Raw genomic sequence first — 14,723 nt, forward strand, 5'->3', positions numbered from 1 at the left:
GACTACTCCTGCGCTGCTCAACGTGTGCGGGCGAACATGCGCTGACTACTCCTGCACTGAGTGTTGAAAGCCGGTGCCGTCCACAGAAGGTGGCATCGAACGCTCAGGCCTGTGCGCCCAAAGAACACTGGTGTCAGACGGATGCCGGGTCGGCTTCCCGGCACGAGTGTCGACCCGCATCTGTCTCCCATCCGGTCGCGCTATTCGTTGTGCGGCCCAGAACTAGGAGTAGCTATGTCAGACACCATTACCGTTTCCGGGCTCGTCGCTACCGCACCGCGTCACATCGTGACAGGGGAAGGCTTGCCCATCACGTCATTCCGGCTTGCGTCAACGCAGCGACGTTTCGATCGAAGCAACCAGCGCTGGATCGACGGCGAGACCAATTGGTACACGATCACTTCGTTCCGTCAGCTCGCGATCAACAGCGCGACATCGATCGGTAAAGGCGATCGAGTTGTGCTTACGGGCCGACTAAAGATCCGTGAATGGGAGAACGCCGATCGCAGCGGAATCAACATCGAGATTGAAGCTGACTCTCTTGGTCACGACCTTATGTGGGGAACGGCCCAGTTCTCGCGCACTATTTCGAGCGGGAACCAGTCGAACAGCCACAGCGACAACGATGACAAGTTCCCTGCTGCGGACGATGCGGATGACGCAGACGCCGGAGACAACGCAGAAGAAGGCGAACTCGTTGGCGTCGCAAGCGGAGAGGCTAAACCCTTCTGAGTGGATCGTGCGCGCAAGCAATCTAGACTTGACGCGGCCCGGAAGAATCGTGGCCGACGAAGGGAATGCAATGCGCGTACGACCTACCGGCCGACTCGGTGCTGCTCTCGCCCTCACCATCGCGGCAGTCATTGCCCTCAGCGGTTGTGTTGCGCAAGAGCCCGAACCGACCGCAACGCCGACCGCAGAAGCCAGCAACACACCCGAACCCGATGCCACACCCACGGGCCCGATTCTTCGTCCCGGAGAAGCTGCCGCAGGTAACCGCCAGTTCTTCGACATGCTCAACAATGAGTCTTTTGACGCGAATGGACGCGGAGACGGCCGCAGCATCGTCGACAAGCTCGTAGAAAACGGCTTCGAGAAACAAGACATGGAAGTCACGCCCGACGCGACCGCTATTGGTCTTGCAGCAGACTCGATCGTCGTTTCAGTGCGCATCAAGGGGGAGTGCCTTATCGGGCAGTTCACTGCGGACAACTACTCGTCATCCATCGAGCCCTTGCTCGGAACGGGAAGCTGTCTCGTCGGAAAGACCCGACCGATCGACTGGTAACTTCTCAACGGGTTCGACTGAGCCCGAACGCTCCGTAGAATGGTCACATGGCCGAATTCATTTATTCCATGGTGCGCGCGCGAAAAGCGGTCGGCGACAAGCTCATTCTTGACGACGTCACAATGTCGTTCTACCCCGGCGCGAAGATCGGTGTGGTTGGCCCCAACGGTGCCGGTAAGTCCACGATCCTCAAGATCATGGCCGGTCTCGACACCCCCAGCAACGGCGAAGCTCGACTGAGCCCCGGCTACAGCGTGGGCATCCTCATGCAGGAGCCCGAGCTCGATGAGACCAAGACCGTTCTCGAAAACGTGCAAGAAGGTGTTGGCGAGATCAAAGCCAAGGTTGACCGTCACGCTGCTATCGGCCTCGAAATGGCTGAGCCCGACGCTGACTTCGACGCCCTCATGGCCGAAATGGGCTCGCTGCAAGAAGAAATCGACGCCGCCGACGCGTGGGACCTCGACTCCCAGCTCGAACAGGCAATGGATGCTCTGCGCACCCCTCCCGGAGACTGGCCCGTCAACAAGCTCTCCGGTGGAGAAAAGCGCCGCGTAGCGCTCACCAAACTGCTCCTGCAGAAGCCCGACCTGCTGCTTCTCGATGAGCCCACTAACCACCTCGACGCCGAGAGCGTTCTCTGGCTCGAGCAGCACCTCTCCAAGTACCCGGGCGCCGTACTGGCCGTCACTCACGATAGGTACTTCCTCGACCACGTCGCCGAATGGATTGCCGAAGTCGACCGCGGTCACCTTTACCCCTACGAGGGCAACTACTCGACCTACCTCGAGAAGAAGCAAGAGCGACTTCAGGTGCAGGGCAAGAAAGACGCCAAGCTCGCGAAGCGCCTCTCAAGCGAACTCGAATGGGTGCGCTCAAACTCCAAGGGCCGCCAGACCAAGTCGAAGGCTCGACTCGCACGCTACGAAGAAATGGCGAACGAGGCAGAGAAGACCAGAAAGTTGGACTTCGAAGAAATCGTCATCCCCATGGGCCCGCGCTTGGGATCACAGGTCATCGACGCCAAGAACCTGAAGAAGGGCTTCGACGAGCGCATTCTCATCGACGGCTTGAGCTTCACGCTTCCCCGAAACGGAATCGTCGGCGTCATCGGCCCCAACGGTGTCGGAAAGACCACGCTTTTCAAGACCATCGTTGGTCTTGAACCCCTCGACGAGGGAACGCTCAAGGTCGGCGAGACCGTAGACATCTCGTACGTTGACCAGAGCCGCGGTGGAATCGACCCCAACAAGACGCTGTGGGAAGTTGTCTCCGACGGGCAGGACTACATCCAGGTCGGCAAGACCGAGATCCCGTCGCGCGGTTACGTATCGCAGTTCGGCTTCAAGGGTCCCGACCAGCAGAAGAAGGCCGGCGTGCTTTCCGGTGGTGAGCGCAACCGTTTGAACCTCGCGCTCACGCTCAAGCAAGGTGGAAACCTCTTGCTGCTCGACGAACCGACTAACGACCTCGATGTTGAAACCCTCGGAAGCCTCGAGAACGCACTGCTCGAATTCCCCGGCTGTGCTGTGGTCATCACTCACGATAGGTGGTTCCTCGACCGCATCGCGACTCACATCCTTGCCTACGAAGGCAGCGAAGAGACGCCCGGCTACTGGCACTGGTTCGAGGGAAACTTCGAAGCATACGAAGAGAACAAGATCGAGCGTCTCGGTCCTGACGCCGCTAAGCCGCACCGCAGCGCCTACCGCAAGCTGACCCGCGACTAACAATGAGGCTTCACGTACCTCTCCCGCTGCGTTGGTCAGACGTTGACGCGTACCAACACGTCAACAACGCCGAAGTGTTTCGCCTCCTCGAAGAGGCGCGCATTCACGCGTTCTGGCCAGCAGCGGGAGAGGATGCGCCCCTCACCGCCGTTCTCGACGGTCGCCCGGGCGGCCCGACGATGACGCTCATCGCACGTCAAGAGATCGAGTACCTGCTGCCGATCCCGTACCTGCGCGAACCGGTCGACATCGAGATGTGGATCGGTCGAGTCGGGGGAGCGAGCCTCGAGGTCTGCTACGAGATCTATACCCCGGTGAACGTTGCACCGCGCGAGTTGTATGTGCGAGCGTCCACGACTTTGGTGCTCGTCGACGCTGCCAACTCGCGGCCACTGCGGATCAGCGCTGAGCAACGCGAGGTCTTCGCGCAGTATGCCGAAGAGCCACTGCAGTTCGGCAAACGGCGTTAGCGCCTAGTCGTCAAGAACTCCGAGGCCGTCGCCCTCATCGTCGCGAAATTCTTCGTCAAGATCGGTCGGTTCGAGCCACTCGGCAATCGCGTGCGCGCCACGCGCTTCGAGCAGGGGAGCCGCGAACTGGAACAGTTCTTTGCGGTTCTCGACACCAGATCCCAGCGGCAGAGCTACGTCGATTCCGGCGGCCGCTGACTGCTCAGGCGTGAGATCGATACCCGCGGCCACCACGACGAGGAAGGCCGTAGGCCCCTTGGAACCGCGCAGGTAATCAACAACCTTGCCATCGAGCGATTGAGCGTCGAGCCGGCCCTCGCCGCTGATGATCACGTCTGCGGTGCCAATTACTTCGCTCAGCCCGATTGTGTCGGCGACCAACTGGGCGCCACGCACAAGCTCGGCGCCAAACAGTGTTATGAGCGGGGCTGCCGTTCCACCGGCGGCTCCGATTCCGGGCAGGGCGGCGATTCCCGCAGCCGAGAACCCGCGTTGGGCGACCAGCGGCGTCTCTGCGAGCACTTCCGCCAAGCGGGCGAGCCCGGCATCCAGCACCGCGACGTCGGATGCCGTTGCCCCCTTTTGAGGTCCGAAAACGTGGGCTGCGCCGTGGGTTCCTGTCAGCGGGTTGGTCACATCAACGGCGATACGCCACTTCGTCTCCAGCGCGCCGGGCACCAGCCCGCTGAGGTCGATGGTTTCGAGGGAGGCTAGCGCGCCACCGCCGGGTGCCAGTTCCTTGCCGTCGGCGTCGAGCATTCGCGCACCGAGGGCGCGCAGCAGGCCAGTGCCGCCGTCGGTGCTGGCGGAGCCTCCGAGAAAGAGGGTCACGTCGCGGGCGCCGCGTTCGATGACGCTCGCGGCGATGACCCCAACGCCATAGCTGTCGGCGCGCAGTGGTTCTGCGGTGACGTCGAGAACGTGGGGGAGTCCGTTAGCTTGAGCGGCTTCGATGACAGCGCGGCGGCCATCAAGGTCGAGTCCGAAGCGCGCGTCGCGGTCGCGCCCGAGGGCGTCGACGGTCGGCATCGTGAGCGCCGGCTGAAGCCAGGCGGCGAGAACGGCGTCGAGCGAACCTTCTCCGCCGTCGGCCATGGGAAACGTCAGCACGGTTGCGGTGTCGGGAAGCATCTCGCGTGCGCCGCGCTCAAGGGCTGCTGCGGCATCCGCAGCGCTCAAGCTCCCTTTGAATGAATCGGGGGCGATGATGACGACAGGGTTCTCGGTAGCTGACACCCTTCGACCCTAGCGCGCGCAAACCCGTCGGGCGCGCAAAAAGGGGCCGCCCGAAGGCGACCCCTTTTCGTGAGTTACAGCACCGAAGTGCTGAAAGCTAAAACAGTATTAGCTGGTGAGGCCGTCTACGTAGTCCTGGTTCGCTGCAATCCAGTCAGCAACGATGGGCTCGAAGTCGGTTCCGTCGTACTCGTTGTACATGACGTTCTCGAGCGAGTAGAGCAGCTCGGAGTCCATCTTGAAGTTCGAGATCCACTCGGTGACCTCAGGCATGTCGTCGCTCAAGGTGTCGCGTGCGAAGGAGTGAATTTCTTCAACGTCTCCGAGCGTTCCCTCGGGGTCAGCAAGGTCCTTGATGTCGAATGCATCGTAGGCCCAGTGCGGACGCCAGAGCGTAACGGCAATGTTCTCGCCGTTGTCGAGTGCAGCCTGCAGTTCAGCAAGCATGGCGGGAGTCGACGAGGTCAACAGTTCCATGTCCTCGAGGCCGTAGGTCGGCATGGTGTTGTTCAGTACTGCCTCGGTGAGGCCTGCACCAGGCTCGATTCCAACGATGCGGTCGCCGAAAGCGTCAGCGTTTGCTGCGAGCTCTTCGAGCGAGTCGATCGGTGCATCAGCGTTTACAGCAACGGTCAGTCCCGCTTCGCTGTTCCAAGCGCCGAGGTCCTCGATCGTGTCGCCGTATTCTTCCATCAGGCTTGCGTGAGTGATGGGGAGCCATCCGTCAAGCGCGACGTCGTAGTCTCCGGTGCTGAGACCCGAGAAGATCGGGGTTACGTCAGCGTATTCGAGCTCTACGTTGTAGCCCTTTTCTTCAAGGATTGCCTTCCAGAGGTACGAAACTGCTTCGCCCTCGGGCCATCCGTTGAATACGGCAATGCTGAGATCCTTGTTCTCAGCAGCGTCTCCGCTAGCCGTGTCGTCTCCGCCTGCAGCGCAAGCTGAGAGACCGAGGAGCGCAGCGGCTCCGATTGCAATTGCAGCGCGTGTCTGCTTCTTCATTGTGTCGTCCTTTTCTGTCAACGCTAAAGCGCGACGATGTTGACGTCGATGCACACAGGGTTCTCTGCATGCGGGGAAACGAGCGCGGGTGGGCGCCCGAAAATTAGCGAACGGGAGGAGTGAGTTCCGCAGGTTCGGTTGTTGCAGCGTCGCTGTTTGCGGCAGCATCCACTGCAGCAGATTCTGCGCGACGACCGCGAACGTTGAATGATTCGATGATGAACCGGAAGTAACCCTTGCCCGAACCGAAGGATGCGGTGAGGCGGTCAAGGAAGATGGCCAAGATCACTACCGAAAGTCCAGCTTCGAAGCCGAGTGCGACATCCGCACGGCTCAGGCTCTGGATAACGGGCTGACCGAGGCCGCCAGCACCAACCATGGACGCGATAACGACCATGGAGAGCGACAGCATGATCACCTGGTTGATACCGGCCATGATGGACGGCAGCGCCAGGGGAAGCTGAATTTGACGCAGGATGCGGCCCGGCGACGAACCGAAGGCCTGGCCGGCTTCGACAACTTCGCTGTCTACACCGCGGATTCCGAGTTCGGTGAGGCGTACGCCGGGAGCAAGCGCGAAGAGCACGGTTGCAACGATTCCGGGAACATCACCGATACGGAACAGGATGAGAGCAGGGATGAGGTAAACGAAGGCCGGCATTGTCTGCAGGAAGTCGAGAACGGGCTTCACAATGGTGGAAACCGTGCGGTACTTCGCGGCGAGGATGCCCAGCGGAACGCTGATGAACACGGCGATAGCCGCGGCCACCAGAACGAGCGCCATGGTGTCCATGGCGTTTTCCCACTGATCCAGGCTGAGGATCAAAAGGAAGCCGAGGGTGGTTCCGAGCGAGAACAACCAACCGCGAGCCACGAAGGCAAGCACGGCGAAGATGATCAGCATGATCCAGAACGGCGGCGACGTGAACACAAAGTTCATTCCGTCGGCAACCGAGGAAATGATCAGCTTGATGAAGTCAAAAACAAAACCGAAGGTGTCGGTGATGAAATCGATGCCATTTTCGACCCACTGGCCGAGGGGAATTCTGAGGAAGTCGTTCATCGTGCGTCCTCCTTCGCGTCGGAGCTCGTATCGCTGGCATCGAGGGCATCAGTGATGACGTCCGTCGAGACGGTTAGTGGTGGTTCCATGACCTGCAGTTCACCGGTGTCGGTAGTGACGTTGCCGAGCGCAGCAAGCAGCGTGACCCGCGGAACAACGCCCTTGAGGCGACCACGCTCGTCGATAACAGCCAAGGGAAGAGGGCTTTCGACCGACGGAACAAAGAGTTCTGAGAGGTAGGTGTTCTCGTCGACAGCGTTGTACTCGTCGCTCAAGATCGTTGTCATGTCGGTAACGCCCTTGCGAACCAGCTTCATGACATCGGCGTCGCGAACGACACCCTGAAGCGTGCGGTCGCGGCTGATCACGAATGCGGTTGAGGTCTGAAGATCGCGCATGACCTTCAACGCTGCGCGCGGTCCGCCACTGGCGAATACCGTTGCGCGGACTGGCTCCATAACGCTGGCGGCCGTGAGAACACGCGAGCGGTCGACATCCTGAACGAACTGAGCAACGTAGTCGTTGGCCGGGTCAGTGAGGATGTCTTCTGGCGTACCGATCTGAACGATGCGACCGTCGCGCATAACCGCAATGCGGTCACCCAGGAACATGGCCTCGTTGAGGTCGTGAGTAATGAAGATGATGGTCTTGCCGAGTTCGGTCTGAAGCTCGAGCAGCTGCTCTTGCATTTCGCGACGGATCAGCGGGTCGAGCGCACTGAAAGCCTCATCCATAAGGAGAACGTCAGTGTCGGCGGTCAGGGCGCGGGCGAGGCCTACGCGCTGCTGCATTCCACCGGAAAGTTCGGAGGGCATCTTGTGGCCCCAGCCCTTGAGGCCAACGAGGTCAATCGTCTTCTGGGCGCGAGCGAGTCGCTCTTCGCGGGCGATGCCCTGAACTTCGAGCGCGTACGCGGCGTTTTCGAGAACGCTGCGGTGCGGGAAGAGTGCGAAGTGCTGGAACACCATCGAGATGCGGCGACGACGAACGTCGCGCAGCTTGGGAGCTGAGATTCCGGTGATGAGGTCGCCACCGACGGTGACGGTGCCGGATGTCGTGTCCCAGAGACCGTTCAACATGCGAATGAGGGTGGATTTTCCGGAACCGGAAAGACCCATTACGACGAAGATCTCGCCGGGCAGAACGTCGAAGCTCGCATCGATAACGGCTGCGGTGCCCAGTTCTGTGATCTCATCACGGGAGGCGCCGTGCTGGAGCCTCTCTACTGCTTCATTGGGACGACGCCCAAAAACCTTGTAGATGTTTTTGGCGCTGACAGCAAATTTCTCGGTCACGTTCTCCTGATTACTCGGCACCTTGAGGGCTTCGCTTCTCTCGATTACGGTCCGGGTTGAACGCAGGGCTCTGTCGAATCCTTGGGTGATTCTGGTGGGAAACGATAGGGGAGCGCTTTCGGAGCAACTCCACTGCGAAACAACCATACGAACGACATCCCATTGCTGGGGTGGCGCGCGCGGCCTGATTCGTAGCACCTTGCCGACAGGACCCAAAAACGGGCACACCGGGGGCAAGGCCGATATCAACGGTAACGTTTTTTGAGGGTTCTTGCAGGGTGGAGTCCACCAAATTGGGGACATCTCGCGCCGGGCGTAGTCGCCGATCCGCGGCACAGTAGGGATCGAGCGGGGTCGCCTTCGTTATTCTTTTGTTACCCAACGGTGTCGAATTAACCGTCCAATTTGACGAAAAGGGCCTGCGCTAGCGCGGCCGTCGGACCATTCCCTCTTGCGCAACGCTGGCGATCAGGCGCCCCGCACGGTCGTAGATGCGTCCCTGGGAGAGGCCGCGCCCGCCAATTGCGTTCGGCGACTCCTGCACATAGAGCAGCCACTCATCCACGCGGGCATCACGGTGCCACCACATGGCGTGGTCGAGGCTCGCGACCTTGATGCCGGGCGTGACCCAGGCCAAGCCGTGGCGGCGCATGATCGACTCCAAGATCGAGTAATCGCTCGCGTAGGCGAGCGCGGCGCGGTGCAAGTTCATGTCGTCGGGCATCGGGCCTACCGATTTGAGCCAGACCGCCTGATGCGCAACTTTTCCGCCCTCGACGCCGAGGAAGATCGGCGACGTGACGTAACGCATGTCGAACGGGCGTTCGGAGGCCCAATAGCGAGCGACTGGATGATCGAAGGCCGCGAGAACCTCCGCCGTCGTCGGCAGCGATTCGGGGTCCGGCAAGTCAGTGGGCATGTCGATCTGGTGGTCGAGCCCCTCATCGTCATCTTGAAACGATGCGATCGCCGAGAGAATCGGCACGCCATCCTGATACGCCTGCGTGCGGCGAGTAGAGAACGAACGGCCGTCGTGAATGCGATCAACCGAGAAGGTGATCGGAAGGTTCACGTCACCCGGGCGGAGGAAGTATCCGTGCATTGAGTGCACCGAGCGATCTTCGGCGATGGTGCGCTGGGCGGCAACGAGGGCCTGCGCTAGCACCTGCCCTCCGAACACCCGGCCCTGGGGCATCCACTGGCTGGGACCAGTGAAAATGTCTTCGCTTGTTCGTGCGCCGGTGTCGGTCAGATCGAGGGCAGTCAGAAGCCCAGACATAGGGTCGCTCATGCCTGTAGTTTAGAGGCCTATGACTGCAACGTTTACTTTGGTTGATTCCCTTGCGCTGGGCGACCTGCAGGTTTTCTTGGGCCGAGCTGCCCGAGTGGATGAGGGCTCCGTTCGCCTTATCGGTGGCGCCGGCGTTCTCGCCGTCTATGTCTCTGTGCTGCACCCCGCCGGACTGCTCGATCAGAGCCCCACGGTTCTCGGCCTACGCACCTTTGCTCTCGCCTCGAAAGACGAGTTCGATGCAGTGGTTCCCGTTCGTTCTCTGCTGGCGCGCATTGAGAGTGCTGCCGAGGAATCGGCGGATACCGTGGGCGAGCCAGTCGCGGTCCGTTTGCCGATGAGCGTCACCACCGTCACGTGGGCGGCCATCACTCCGCCACGCGGAGGATGGGTGGCGATCGATTCTGTGCCGAGTGCCGTGCTCGAAGAAGCCGCCCGCGCCGGAATCGACGAAGTTGCCGAAGCGATTCCCACCGGCACCGGCGAAGCGCTCGTGCACAAGGTGCGCACCGAAGTTTGGGGGCGTCCGCTCGACGAACCCGACTACATTCCTGCGGGTGCAGGATTCGCGGCTGTGAGCCTTGGTTTCTTGGGGGATGACGAAGCGGCATCCATCTACGAATCAGGAGCCTGGACGCGGCTGACGACCAAGCGCGGTCACGTTCTCGTGAAGCGACGGGCCTGGTCAGTAGCGCGTTAGAACGACTCTGAGATTTGGGCGACGAGCGACACGAAGAAGATTATGTTTGCGATGAAGCCCAAGAGCACAACGCCAACTGAACCCCACAACGGAGCGAGTCCCTGACCGGTTCGGCGGCGCACCACCACTGAACGTCCGATGGCGTAGACGAACCAACCAATGAAAACGAACGCCCAGTGGAAGGGACGGTCGACGCCGCGGCGGTCAAGAGCGCGGCGGTCAAAGATCGCGAGCGGGATCGCAGCAAGGAAGACTAGCCAGCCGGAGAGCGACACCCACAGGTAGCCCGGGTCGAGCATGAGTCGAAGCTGCGCGTCTGCAGGGCCATCGGTTGGGCGGGGAATGAAGGCGCTGGCATCGATCGCCAAGAGTCCGGGAATCTGCAGCAGCGGCAACAGAACGATGAGCCAGATTTGCCACGTGTTGGTGCCAGCGTCGCTGACATTGCTCGGTGCTGCGTAGCTGTAGCTGGGGGCTGATCCCACGCCGGGAGTCGTCGCGGCGGGTGTTGGCGACATTGCCGGGGCAACGGGGGCAACGGGGGCGGCAGGTGCAACCGGGGCGACCGGGTTCGCGGATGCCGCGGGCGGCGTAACAGGCGCCGGAGCTGGGGTCGGCAACGGCGTGGCATCCGCGGGAACCGTGTTGGCGGCAGCCCACGCTGTTCCGTTCCACCAGCGAGGAGCAGCTCCTCCGGCGGGGTCGCGGTACCAGCCAGCAGCGGGGAGGGGGTTTGATGCGTCAGTCACTCTGCGATTCTAACCGTCTGGGCGGGCGAAGCTGACACTTGCTCGCGGGCGAGGCCCCGTGTTTTCAGGACTGAACGTGAGCTGGGCATCCTCTCAATCTGCGGCCACTTTCGTGCGGCGTCTTGTGAACCGCCCAGTGTGTAGGTACCGTCAGATTAACTCCGAGCGACGAGGCTCGGGTCAACCTGCGATTTACCAATCGCGGTTGTGAGGATCGCTAGAGCGCGGCTTACCTGCAGGCGCAAAGGCGGATCGGAGAAACGATGAGTACCACCGTGCCCGTGAAAGCCCAGATGTCTGGGGCGAAGAAGCAAACTCCTGAGTTTGTACAACTTCTTGACCCTGATGGAAAACGGCTGAGCGACGAACTCTACGACCCCTGGGTCTCTGACGTCACCGGTGATCAGCTCGCGAGCCTCTACGAAGACCTCATCATCGTGCGCCGTATCGATACGGAAGCAACCGCCCTGCAACGTCAAGGCGAACTCGGCCTCTGGCCACCACTCTTTGGGCAGGAAGCTGCGCAGGTCGGCTCTGCCCGCACGCTGCGCCCCGACGACTTCGTATTCTCCAGCTACCGCGAGAATGCTGTCGCGTACTGCCGTGGCGTCAAGTTGCCTGACCTTCTGCGCGTCTGGCGCGGCACGGCATCGTCGGGCTGGGATCCCTTCGAGGTCGGTATGGCAACGCCCGCCGTGATCATTGGCGCTCAGACGCTGCACGCCACCGGGTATGCGGTCGGGTGCACATTCGACGGCGTCGACAGCGTTTCGGTCGCCTACTTCGGCGACGGTGCTACGAGTGAGGGGGATGTCAACGAAGCGATGGTCTTCGCCGCCTCCTTCAACGCTCCCGTGATTTTCTTCTGCCAGAACAACCAGTGGGCGATTTCTGAGCCCGTGGGGCTTCAAGCTCAGCGGCCGATTGCCGATCGGGCTCCGGGGTTCGGGATTCCGAGCATCCGAGTTGATGGCAACGACGTGCTGGCTGTCATGGCGGCGACCCGCAGTGCTCTCGACCGTGCCCGCACCGGCGGTGGCCCGACCTTCATCGAAGCGGTGACCTACCGCCGAGGACCGCACACGACCTCTGACGATCCGAGCCGCTATGTTGACCCGCTTGTCGCGAAGGAGTGGGAAGCGCGCGACCCGATCGCGCGCGTGGAAGCGTTTTTGCGCAGCGAAGGGGTGCTGACCGACGAACTGGCGGCATCCATTCAGGCTCGAGCAGACGAGGTGGCGGCAGAATTCCGCGCCGGATGCTTGGCGCTCGAGAACCCCGAACCGCTCAGTGTGTTCGACAACGTCTATGCGACCGAGCACTCGGGGCTCGCGCGTCAAAAGAGCCAGTACAAGGCCTACCTCGAGGGATTCGACAAATGACAGAACTCACTCTCGCGAAAGCTCTCGGCTCTGGACTGCGTCGCGCTCTCAGCGACGACGACAAGGTTGTCTTGCTTGGTGAAGACATCGGAACCCTCGGTGGTGTTTTCCGCGTCACCGACGGGCTGCAGCGCGACTTCGGCAAAGACCGCGTGATCGACACTCCGCTCGCCGAAGCCGGCATCATCGGTATGGCCGTTGGCCTTGCGTTCCGGGGCTACCGCCCGGTCTGTGAGATCCAATTCGACGGCTTCATCTACCCGGGCTTCGACCAGATCGTCGCCCAGGTCGCCAAGCTGCACTACCGCACTGCCGGCAAGGTGCGGATGCCGCTGACAATTCGTGTGCCGTATGGCGGAGGTATCGGCGCTGTCGAGCACCACTCGGAGTCACCGGAGGCGTACTTCGCGCACACCGCGGGACTGCGCGTTGTCACGTGTTCGACGCCGCAGGATGCCCACAGCATGCTGCGCGAAGCGATTGCCAGCGACGACCCGGTGCTGTTCTTCGAGCCCAAGCGCCGCTACTGGACTAAGGGCGAGGTTGACGAAGACGCCACCGCTCTGCCCATGGGCAAAGCGCGCGTCGTGACCGAAGGAACCGACGTCACGCTCGTGACCTATGGCCCGCTCGTCGCCACGGCTCTGGATGCCGCAGTCGCCGCCGCCGATGATGGAATTTCTATCGAAGTGGTTGATCTTCGCTCGCTCTCCCCGGTCGACTTCGACACTGTTTCGGCGAGCGTGCGCAAGACAGGGCGGCTCGTGATTACCCACGAGGCTGCGGAATCTGGCGGCATCGGCGCCGAGATCGCCGCGACGCTCACCGATCGTTGCTTCTACTACTTGGAGGCAGCGCCCGTGCGCATTACGGGCTTCGATGTGCCGTACCCAGCCGCGAAGTTGGAGGACCACTTCTTGCCCGACCTCGACCGCATCCTCGACGGTGTTGACCGTGCGCTGGGTCGCGTGAACTCACTCACCGGTTGGAGCGCATAGTGGCTGTCAAAGAGTTCGCGCTGCCCGATTTGGGCGAGGGGTTGACCGAATCTGAGCTCGTGGAATGGCATGTTGCTGTTGGCGATCTCGTGACGCTCAATCAGCCCATTGCTGAGGTGGAGACCGCCAAGGCGATCGTCTCCCTGCCTTCGCCCGTTGCCGGCAAGATCTCGGCACTGCACGCCGAGCCAGGCTCGACCGTGCAGGTCGGCACGCGCATCGTGACGTTCGAGCTTGAGGGTGGTGCGCCCGCGGGCGACAGCGGTTCGAGCAGTGCCACCGATTCAAGCGGTGCCACCGATTCAAGCCGTGCTGCGGACGATGCGACACAGGCGAACGGCGAAGACACCGCGGCTGCGGCAGAGGCCGCCCCCGAACGAAACTCGGTGCTCGTCGGCTACGGCCCCGCCGTGGAGAGCGGTAAGCGCCCCACGCGCAAGCCGCGCAAGGGCGGTGGCGCACCGGCGGCGGCAGAGTCAGCGGCAGTGTCATCGCCAGCTGCGGATGCCGCATCCGGCACCGTGGCAGAGCCTGCGACATCCATTTCCGACGCGTCTATGGCCGCATCCTCAGAGCCCGCAGTCTCGCAGGCAGACGCCCGCACTAAGACAACGCCACCAGTGCGCAAGCTTGCCGCCGACCGTGGTGTTGACCTCACGCAGGTGACCGGAACCGGGCCCGAGGGCATCATCACTCGGGATGACGTGCTGAGCGCGGCTGAAGCTTCAGCCACCGGAGCGCTGGCTGACGACGCCACGGGAGCGGGAGCATCCGCCCCGACTCGCACGGGAGTGCTGGCGAACTCGCGTCCGCGCGAAACGCGCACGCCGATCAAGTCAGTGCGCAAGGCAACCGCGGCGGCGATGGTCGCGAGCGCGTTCACGGCACCGCACGTTACCGAGTTCTTGACGATCGATGTCACGCGCACGGTAGAACTGGTCGCCAAGCTCAAGGCGAAGGGCACCGCAGCGTCGGTGCTCGCTGTTGTCGCGAAGGCGCTGTGCATTGGGGTGGCTCGCAACCCGTCGCTCAACTCGCGGTGGGATGCTGACGCTAACGAAATCGTGGAGTTCGGTTACCTCAACCTCGGGATCGCCGTCGCGACGCCGCGAGGGCTCATGGTGCCGAACCTCAAGGATGCTGATGCCATGAATCTGGCCGAACTCACTGAGGCCATCGGTGACTTGGCTCGCAATGCGCGAGCGAGCAAGGCAACTCCGGCATCGCTCAATGGTGGAACCATTTCGATCACCAACGTGGGCGTCTTCGGCATCGACGCGGGCACTCCCATCCTGAATCCGGGGGAAGCCGCGATTCTGGCGATGGGTGCCGTACGCAGGATGCCGTGGGAACACCACGGAGAAGTCGCGCTGCGCGACGTGATGACCCTGAGCCTGTCGTTCGATCACCGACTCGTGGACGGCGAGCAGGGCGCCCGATTCTTGACCGATGTTGGCTCGATTCTGAACGACCCCGGCACCGTTCTGACAATGGTGTGACAGCGGTAGTGGCCGCAACA

General features: G+C 62.0%; 14 protein-coding genes. 8 read left to right on the forward strand and 6 right to left on the reverse strand.

Going from position 1 to position 14,723, the window contains the following annotated elements:
* Nucleotides 1-234 precede the first annotated feature (234 nt).
* The 4 genes from CLV85_RS06070 to CLV85_RS06085 all read left to right on the forward strand — a co-directional run bounded on the left by CLV85_RS06070 (nucleotide 235) and on the right by CLV85_RS06085 (nucleotide 3,488).
* Nucleotides 235-732, forward strand: a complete 498-nt coding sequence (locus tag CLV85_RS06070) for a single-stranded DNA-binding protein (RefSeq protein ID WP_100388665.1) — start codon at nucleotides 235-237, stop codon at nucleotides 730-732.
* Nucleotides 733-802: 70 nt separating this feature from the next.
* The gene (locus CLV85_RS06075) at nucleotides 803-1,288 is read left to right on the forward strand and encodes a DUF6993 domain-containing protein (protein ID WP_100388666.1); all 486 of its coding nucleotides are present in this window, start codon (nucleotides 803-805) and stop codon (nucleotides 1,286-1,288) included.
* A gap of 47 nt (nucleotides 1,289-1,335) precedes the next feature.
* A complete protein-coding gene (gene ettA / locus CLV85_RS06080) occupies nucleotides 1,336-3,018 on the forward strand; it encodes an energy-dependent translational throttle protein EttA (RefSeq protein WP_100388667.1) in 1,683 nt (560 codons plus the stop codon).
* 2 nt (nucleotides 3,019-3,020) lie between these two features.
* On the forward strand, nucleotides 3,021-3,488 hold the full coding sequence (locus CLV85_RS06085; RefSeq protein ID WP_100388668.1) for an acyl-CoA thioesterase: 468 nt from the start codon (nucleotides 3,021-3,023) through the stop codon (nucleotides 3,486-3,488).
* 3 nt (nucleotides 3,489-3,491) lie between these two features.
* Here CLV85_RS06085 and CLV85_RS06090 read toward each other — a convergent pair whose 3' ends face one another.
* The 5 genes from CLV85_RS06090 to CLV85_RS06110 all read right to left on the reverse strand — a co-directional run bounded on the left by CLV85_RS06090 (nucleotide 3,492) and on the right by CLV85_RS06110 (nucleotide 9,363).
* Nucleotides 3,492-4,724 carry a glycerate kinase gene (locus tag CLV85_RS06090; RefSeq protein ID WP_100388669.1) on the reverse strand — a complete coding sequence of 411 codons (1,233 nt, stop codon included), beginning with the start codon at nucleotides 4,722-4,724 and terminating at the stop codon, nucleotides 3,492-3,494.
* Between the two features lie 108 nt (nucleotides 4,725-4,832).
* Complete coding sequence (locus tag CLV85_RS06095; RefSeq protein ID WP_100388670.1) at nucleotides 4,833-5,726, reverse strand: glycine betaine ABC transporter substrate-binding protein; 894 nt, start codon at nucleotides 5,724-5,726, stop codon at nucleotides 4,833-4,835.
* Nucleotides 5,727-5,829: 103 nt separating this feature from the next.
* Nucleotides 5,830-6,789, reverse strand: coding sequence for an ABC transporter permease (locus tag CLV85_RS06100; protein ID WP_100388671.1), 960 nt, complete (start codon nucleotides 6,787-6,789; stop codon nucleotides 5,830-5,832).
* Nucleotides 6,786-8,084, reverse strand: coding sequence for a quaternary amine ABC transporter ATP-binding protein (locus CLV85_RS06105; RefSeq protein WP_229820285.1), 1,299 nt, complete (start codon nucleotides 8,082-8,084; stop codon nucleotides 6,786-6,788). The genes CLV85_RS06100 and CLV85_RS06105 overlap by 4 nt, the downstream gene beginning before the upstream one ends.
* Nucleotides 8,085-8,508: 424 nt before the next feature.
* Nucleotides 8,509-9,363: an acyl-CoA thioesterase gene (locus CLV85_RS06110; protein ID WP_100388673.1), complete on the reverse strand. Its 855-nt coding sequence runs from the start codon at nucleotides 9,361-9,363 to the stop codon at nucleotides 8,509-8,511.
* 31 nt (nucleotides 9,364-9,394) lie between these two features.
* On the opposite strand from CLV85_RS06110, the gene CLV85_RS06115 reads away from it, so the two are divergent.
* Nucleotides 9,395-10,075: a DUF8185 domain-containing protein gene (locus tag CLV85_RS06115; protein WP_100388674.1), complete on the forward strand. Its 681-nt coding sequence runs from the start codon at nucleotides 9,395-9,397 to the stop codon at nucleotides 10,073-10,075.
* Here CLV85_RS06115 and CLV85_RS06120 read toward each other — a convergent pair.
* Nucleotides 10,072-10,824: a DUF2510 domain-containing protein gene (locus tag CLV85_RS06120; RefSeq protein WP_100388675.1), complete on the reverse strand. Its 753-nt coding sequence runs from the start codon at nucleotides 10,822-10,824 to the stop codon at nucleotides 10,072-10,074. The two genes, CLV85_RS06115 and CLV85_RS06120, sit on opposite strands and share 4 nt — an antisense overlap.
* A 263-nt stretch (nucleotides 10,825-11,087) precedes the next feature.
* On the opposite strand from CLV85_RS06120, the gene pdhA reads away from it, so the two are divergent.
* Genes pdhA through CLV85_RS06135 form a run of 3 tightly spaced genes read left to right on the forward strand, consistent with a single transcriptional unit; the run spans nucleotide 11,088 to nucleotide 14,703 of the window.
* Nucleotides 11,088-12,206, forward strand: coding sequence for a pyruvate dehydrogenase (acetyl-transferring) E1 component subunit alpha (gene pdhA / locus CLV85_RS06125; protein WP_100388676.1), 1,119 nt, complete (start codon nucleotides 11,088-11,090; stop codon nucleotides 12,204-12,206).
* Entirely contained in the window at nucleotides 12,203-13,204 is a 1,002-nt protein-coding gene (locus CLV85_RS06130) for an alpha-ketoacid dehydrogenase subunit beta (RefSeq protein ID WP_100388677.1), read from the forward strand. Before pdhA ends, CLV85_RS06130 begins: the two co-directional genes overlap by 4 nt.
* A complete protein-coding gene (locus tag CLV85_RS06135; protein WP_100388678.1) occupies nucleotides 13,204-14,703 on the forward strand; it encodes a dihydrolipoamide acetyltransferase family protein in 1,500 nt (499 codons plus the stop codon). Before CLV85_RS06130 ends, CLV85_RS06135 begins: the two co-directional genes overlap by 1 nt.
* Nucleotides 14,704-14,723: the final 20 nt, after the last annotated feature.

It is taken from the genome of Salinibacterium amurskyense (assembly GCF_002797685.1).
Taxonomy (GTDB): Bacteria; Actinomycetota; Actinomycetes; order Actinomycetales; family Microbacteriaceae; genus Rhodoglobus; species Rhodoglobus amurskyensis.

What these genes read in the sequence shown, in the direction of transcription:
- CLV85_RS06085 (WP_100388668.1), top strand. Translation starts at nt 3,021, where the DNA reads ATGAGGCTTCACGTACCTCTCCCGCTGCGTTGGTCAGACGTTGACGCG.
- pdhA (WP_100388676.1), top strand. Translation starts at nt 11,088, where the DNA reads ATGAGTACCACCGTGCCCGTGAAAGCCCAGATGTCTGGGGCGAAGAAG.
- CLV85_RS06100 (WP_100388671.1), bottom strand. Translation starts at nt 6,789, where the DNA reads ATGAACGACTTCCTCAGAATTCCCCTCGGCCAGTGGGTCGAAAATGGC.
- ettA (WP_100388667.1), top strand. Translation starts at nt 1,336, where the DNA reads ATGGCCGAATTCATTTATTCCATGGTGCGCGCGCGAAAAGCGGTCGGC.
- CLV85_RS06130 (WP_100388677.1), top strand. Translation starts at nt 12,203, where the DNA reads ATGACAGAACTCACTCTCGCGAAAGCTCTCGGCTCTGGACTGCGTCGC.
- CLV85_RS06115 (WP_100388674.1), top strand. Translation starts at nt 9,395, where the DNA reads ATGACTGCAACGTTTACTTTGGTTGATTCCCTTGCGCTGGGCGACCTG.
- CLV85_RS06095 (WP_100388670.1), bottom strand. Translation starts at nt 5,726, where the DNA reads ATGAAGAAGCAGACACGCGCTGCAATTGCAATCGGAGCCGCTGCGCTC.
- CLV85_RS06075 (WP_100388666.1), top strand. Translation starts at nt 803, where the DNA reads ATGCGCGTACGACCTACCGGCCGACTCGGTGCTGCTCTCGCCCTCACC.
- CLV85_RS06110 (WP_100388673.1), bottom strand. Translation starts at nt 9,363, where the DNA reads ATGTCTGGGCTTCTGACTGCCCTCGATCTGACCGACACCGGCGCACGA.
- CLV85_RS06070 (WP_100388665.1), top strand. Translation starts at nt 235, where the DNA reads ATGTCAGACACCATTACCGTTTCCGGGCTCGTCGCTACCGCACCGCGT.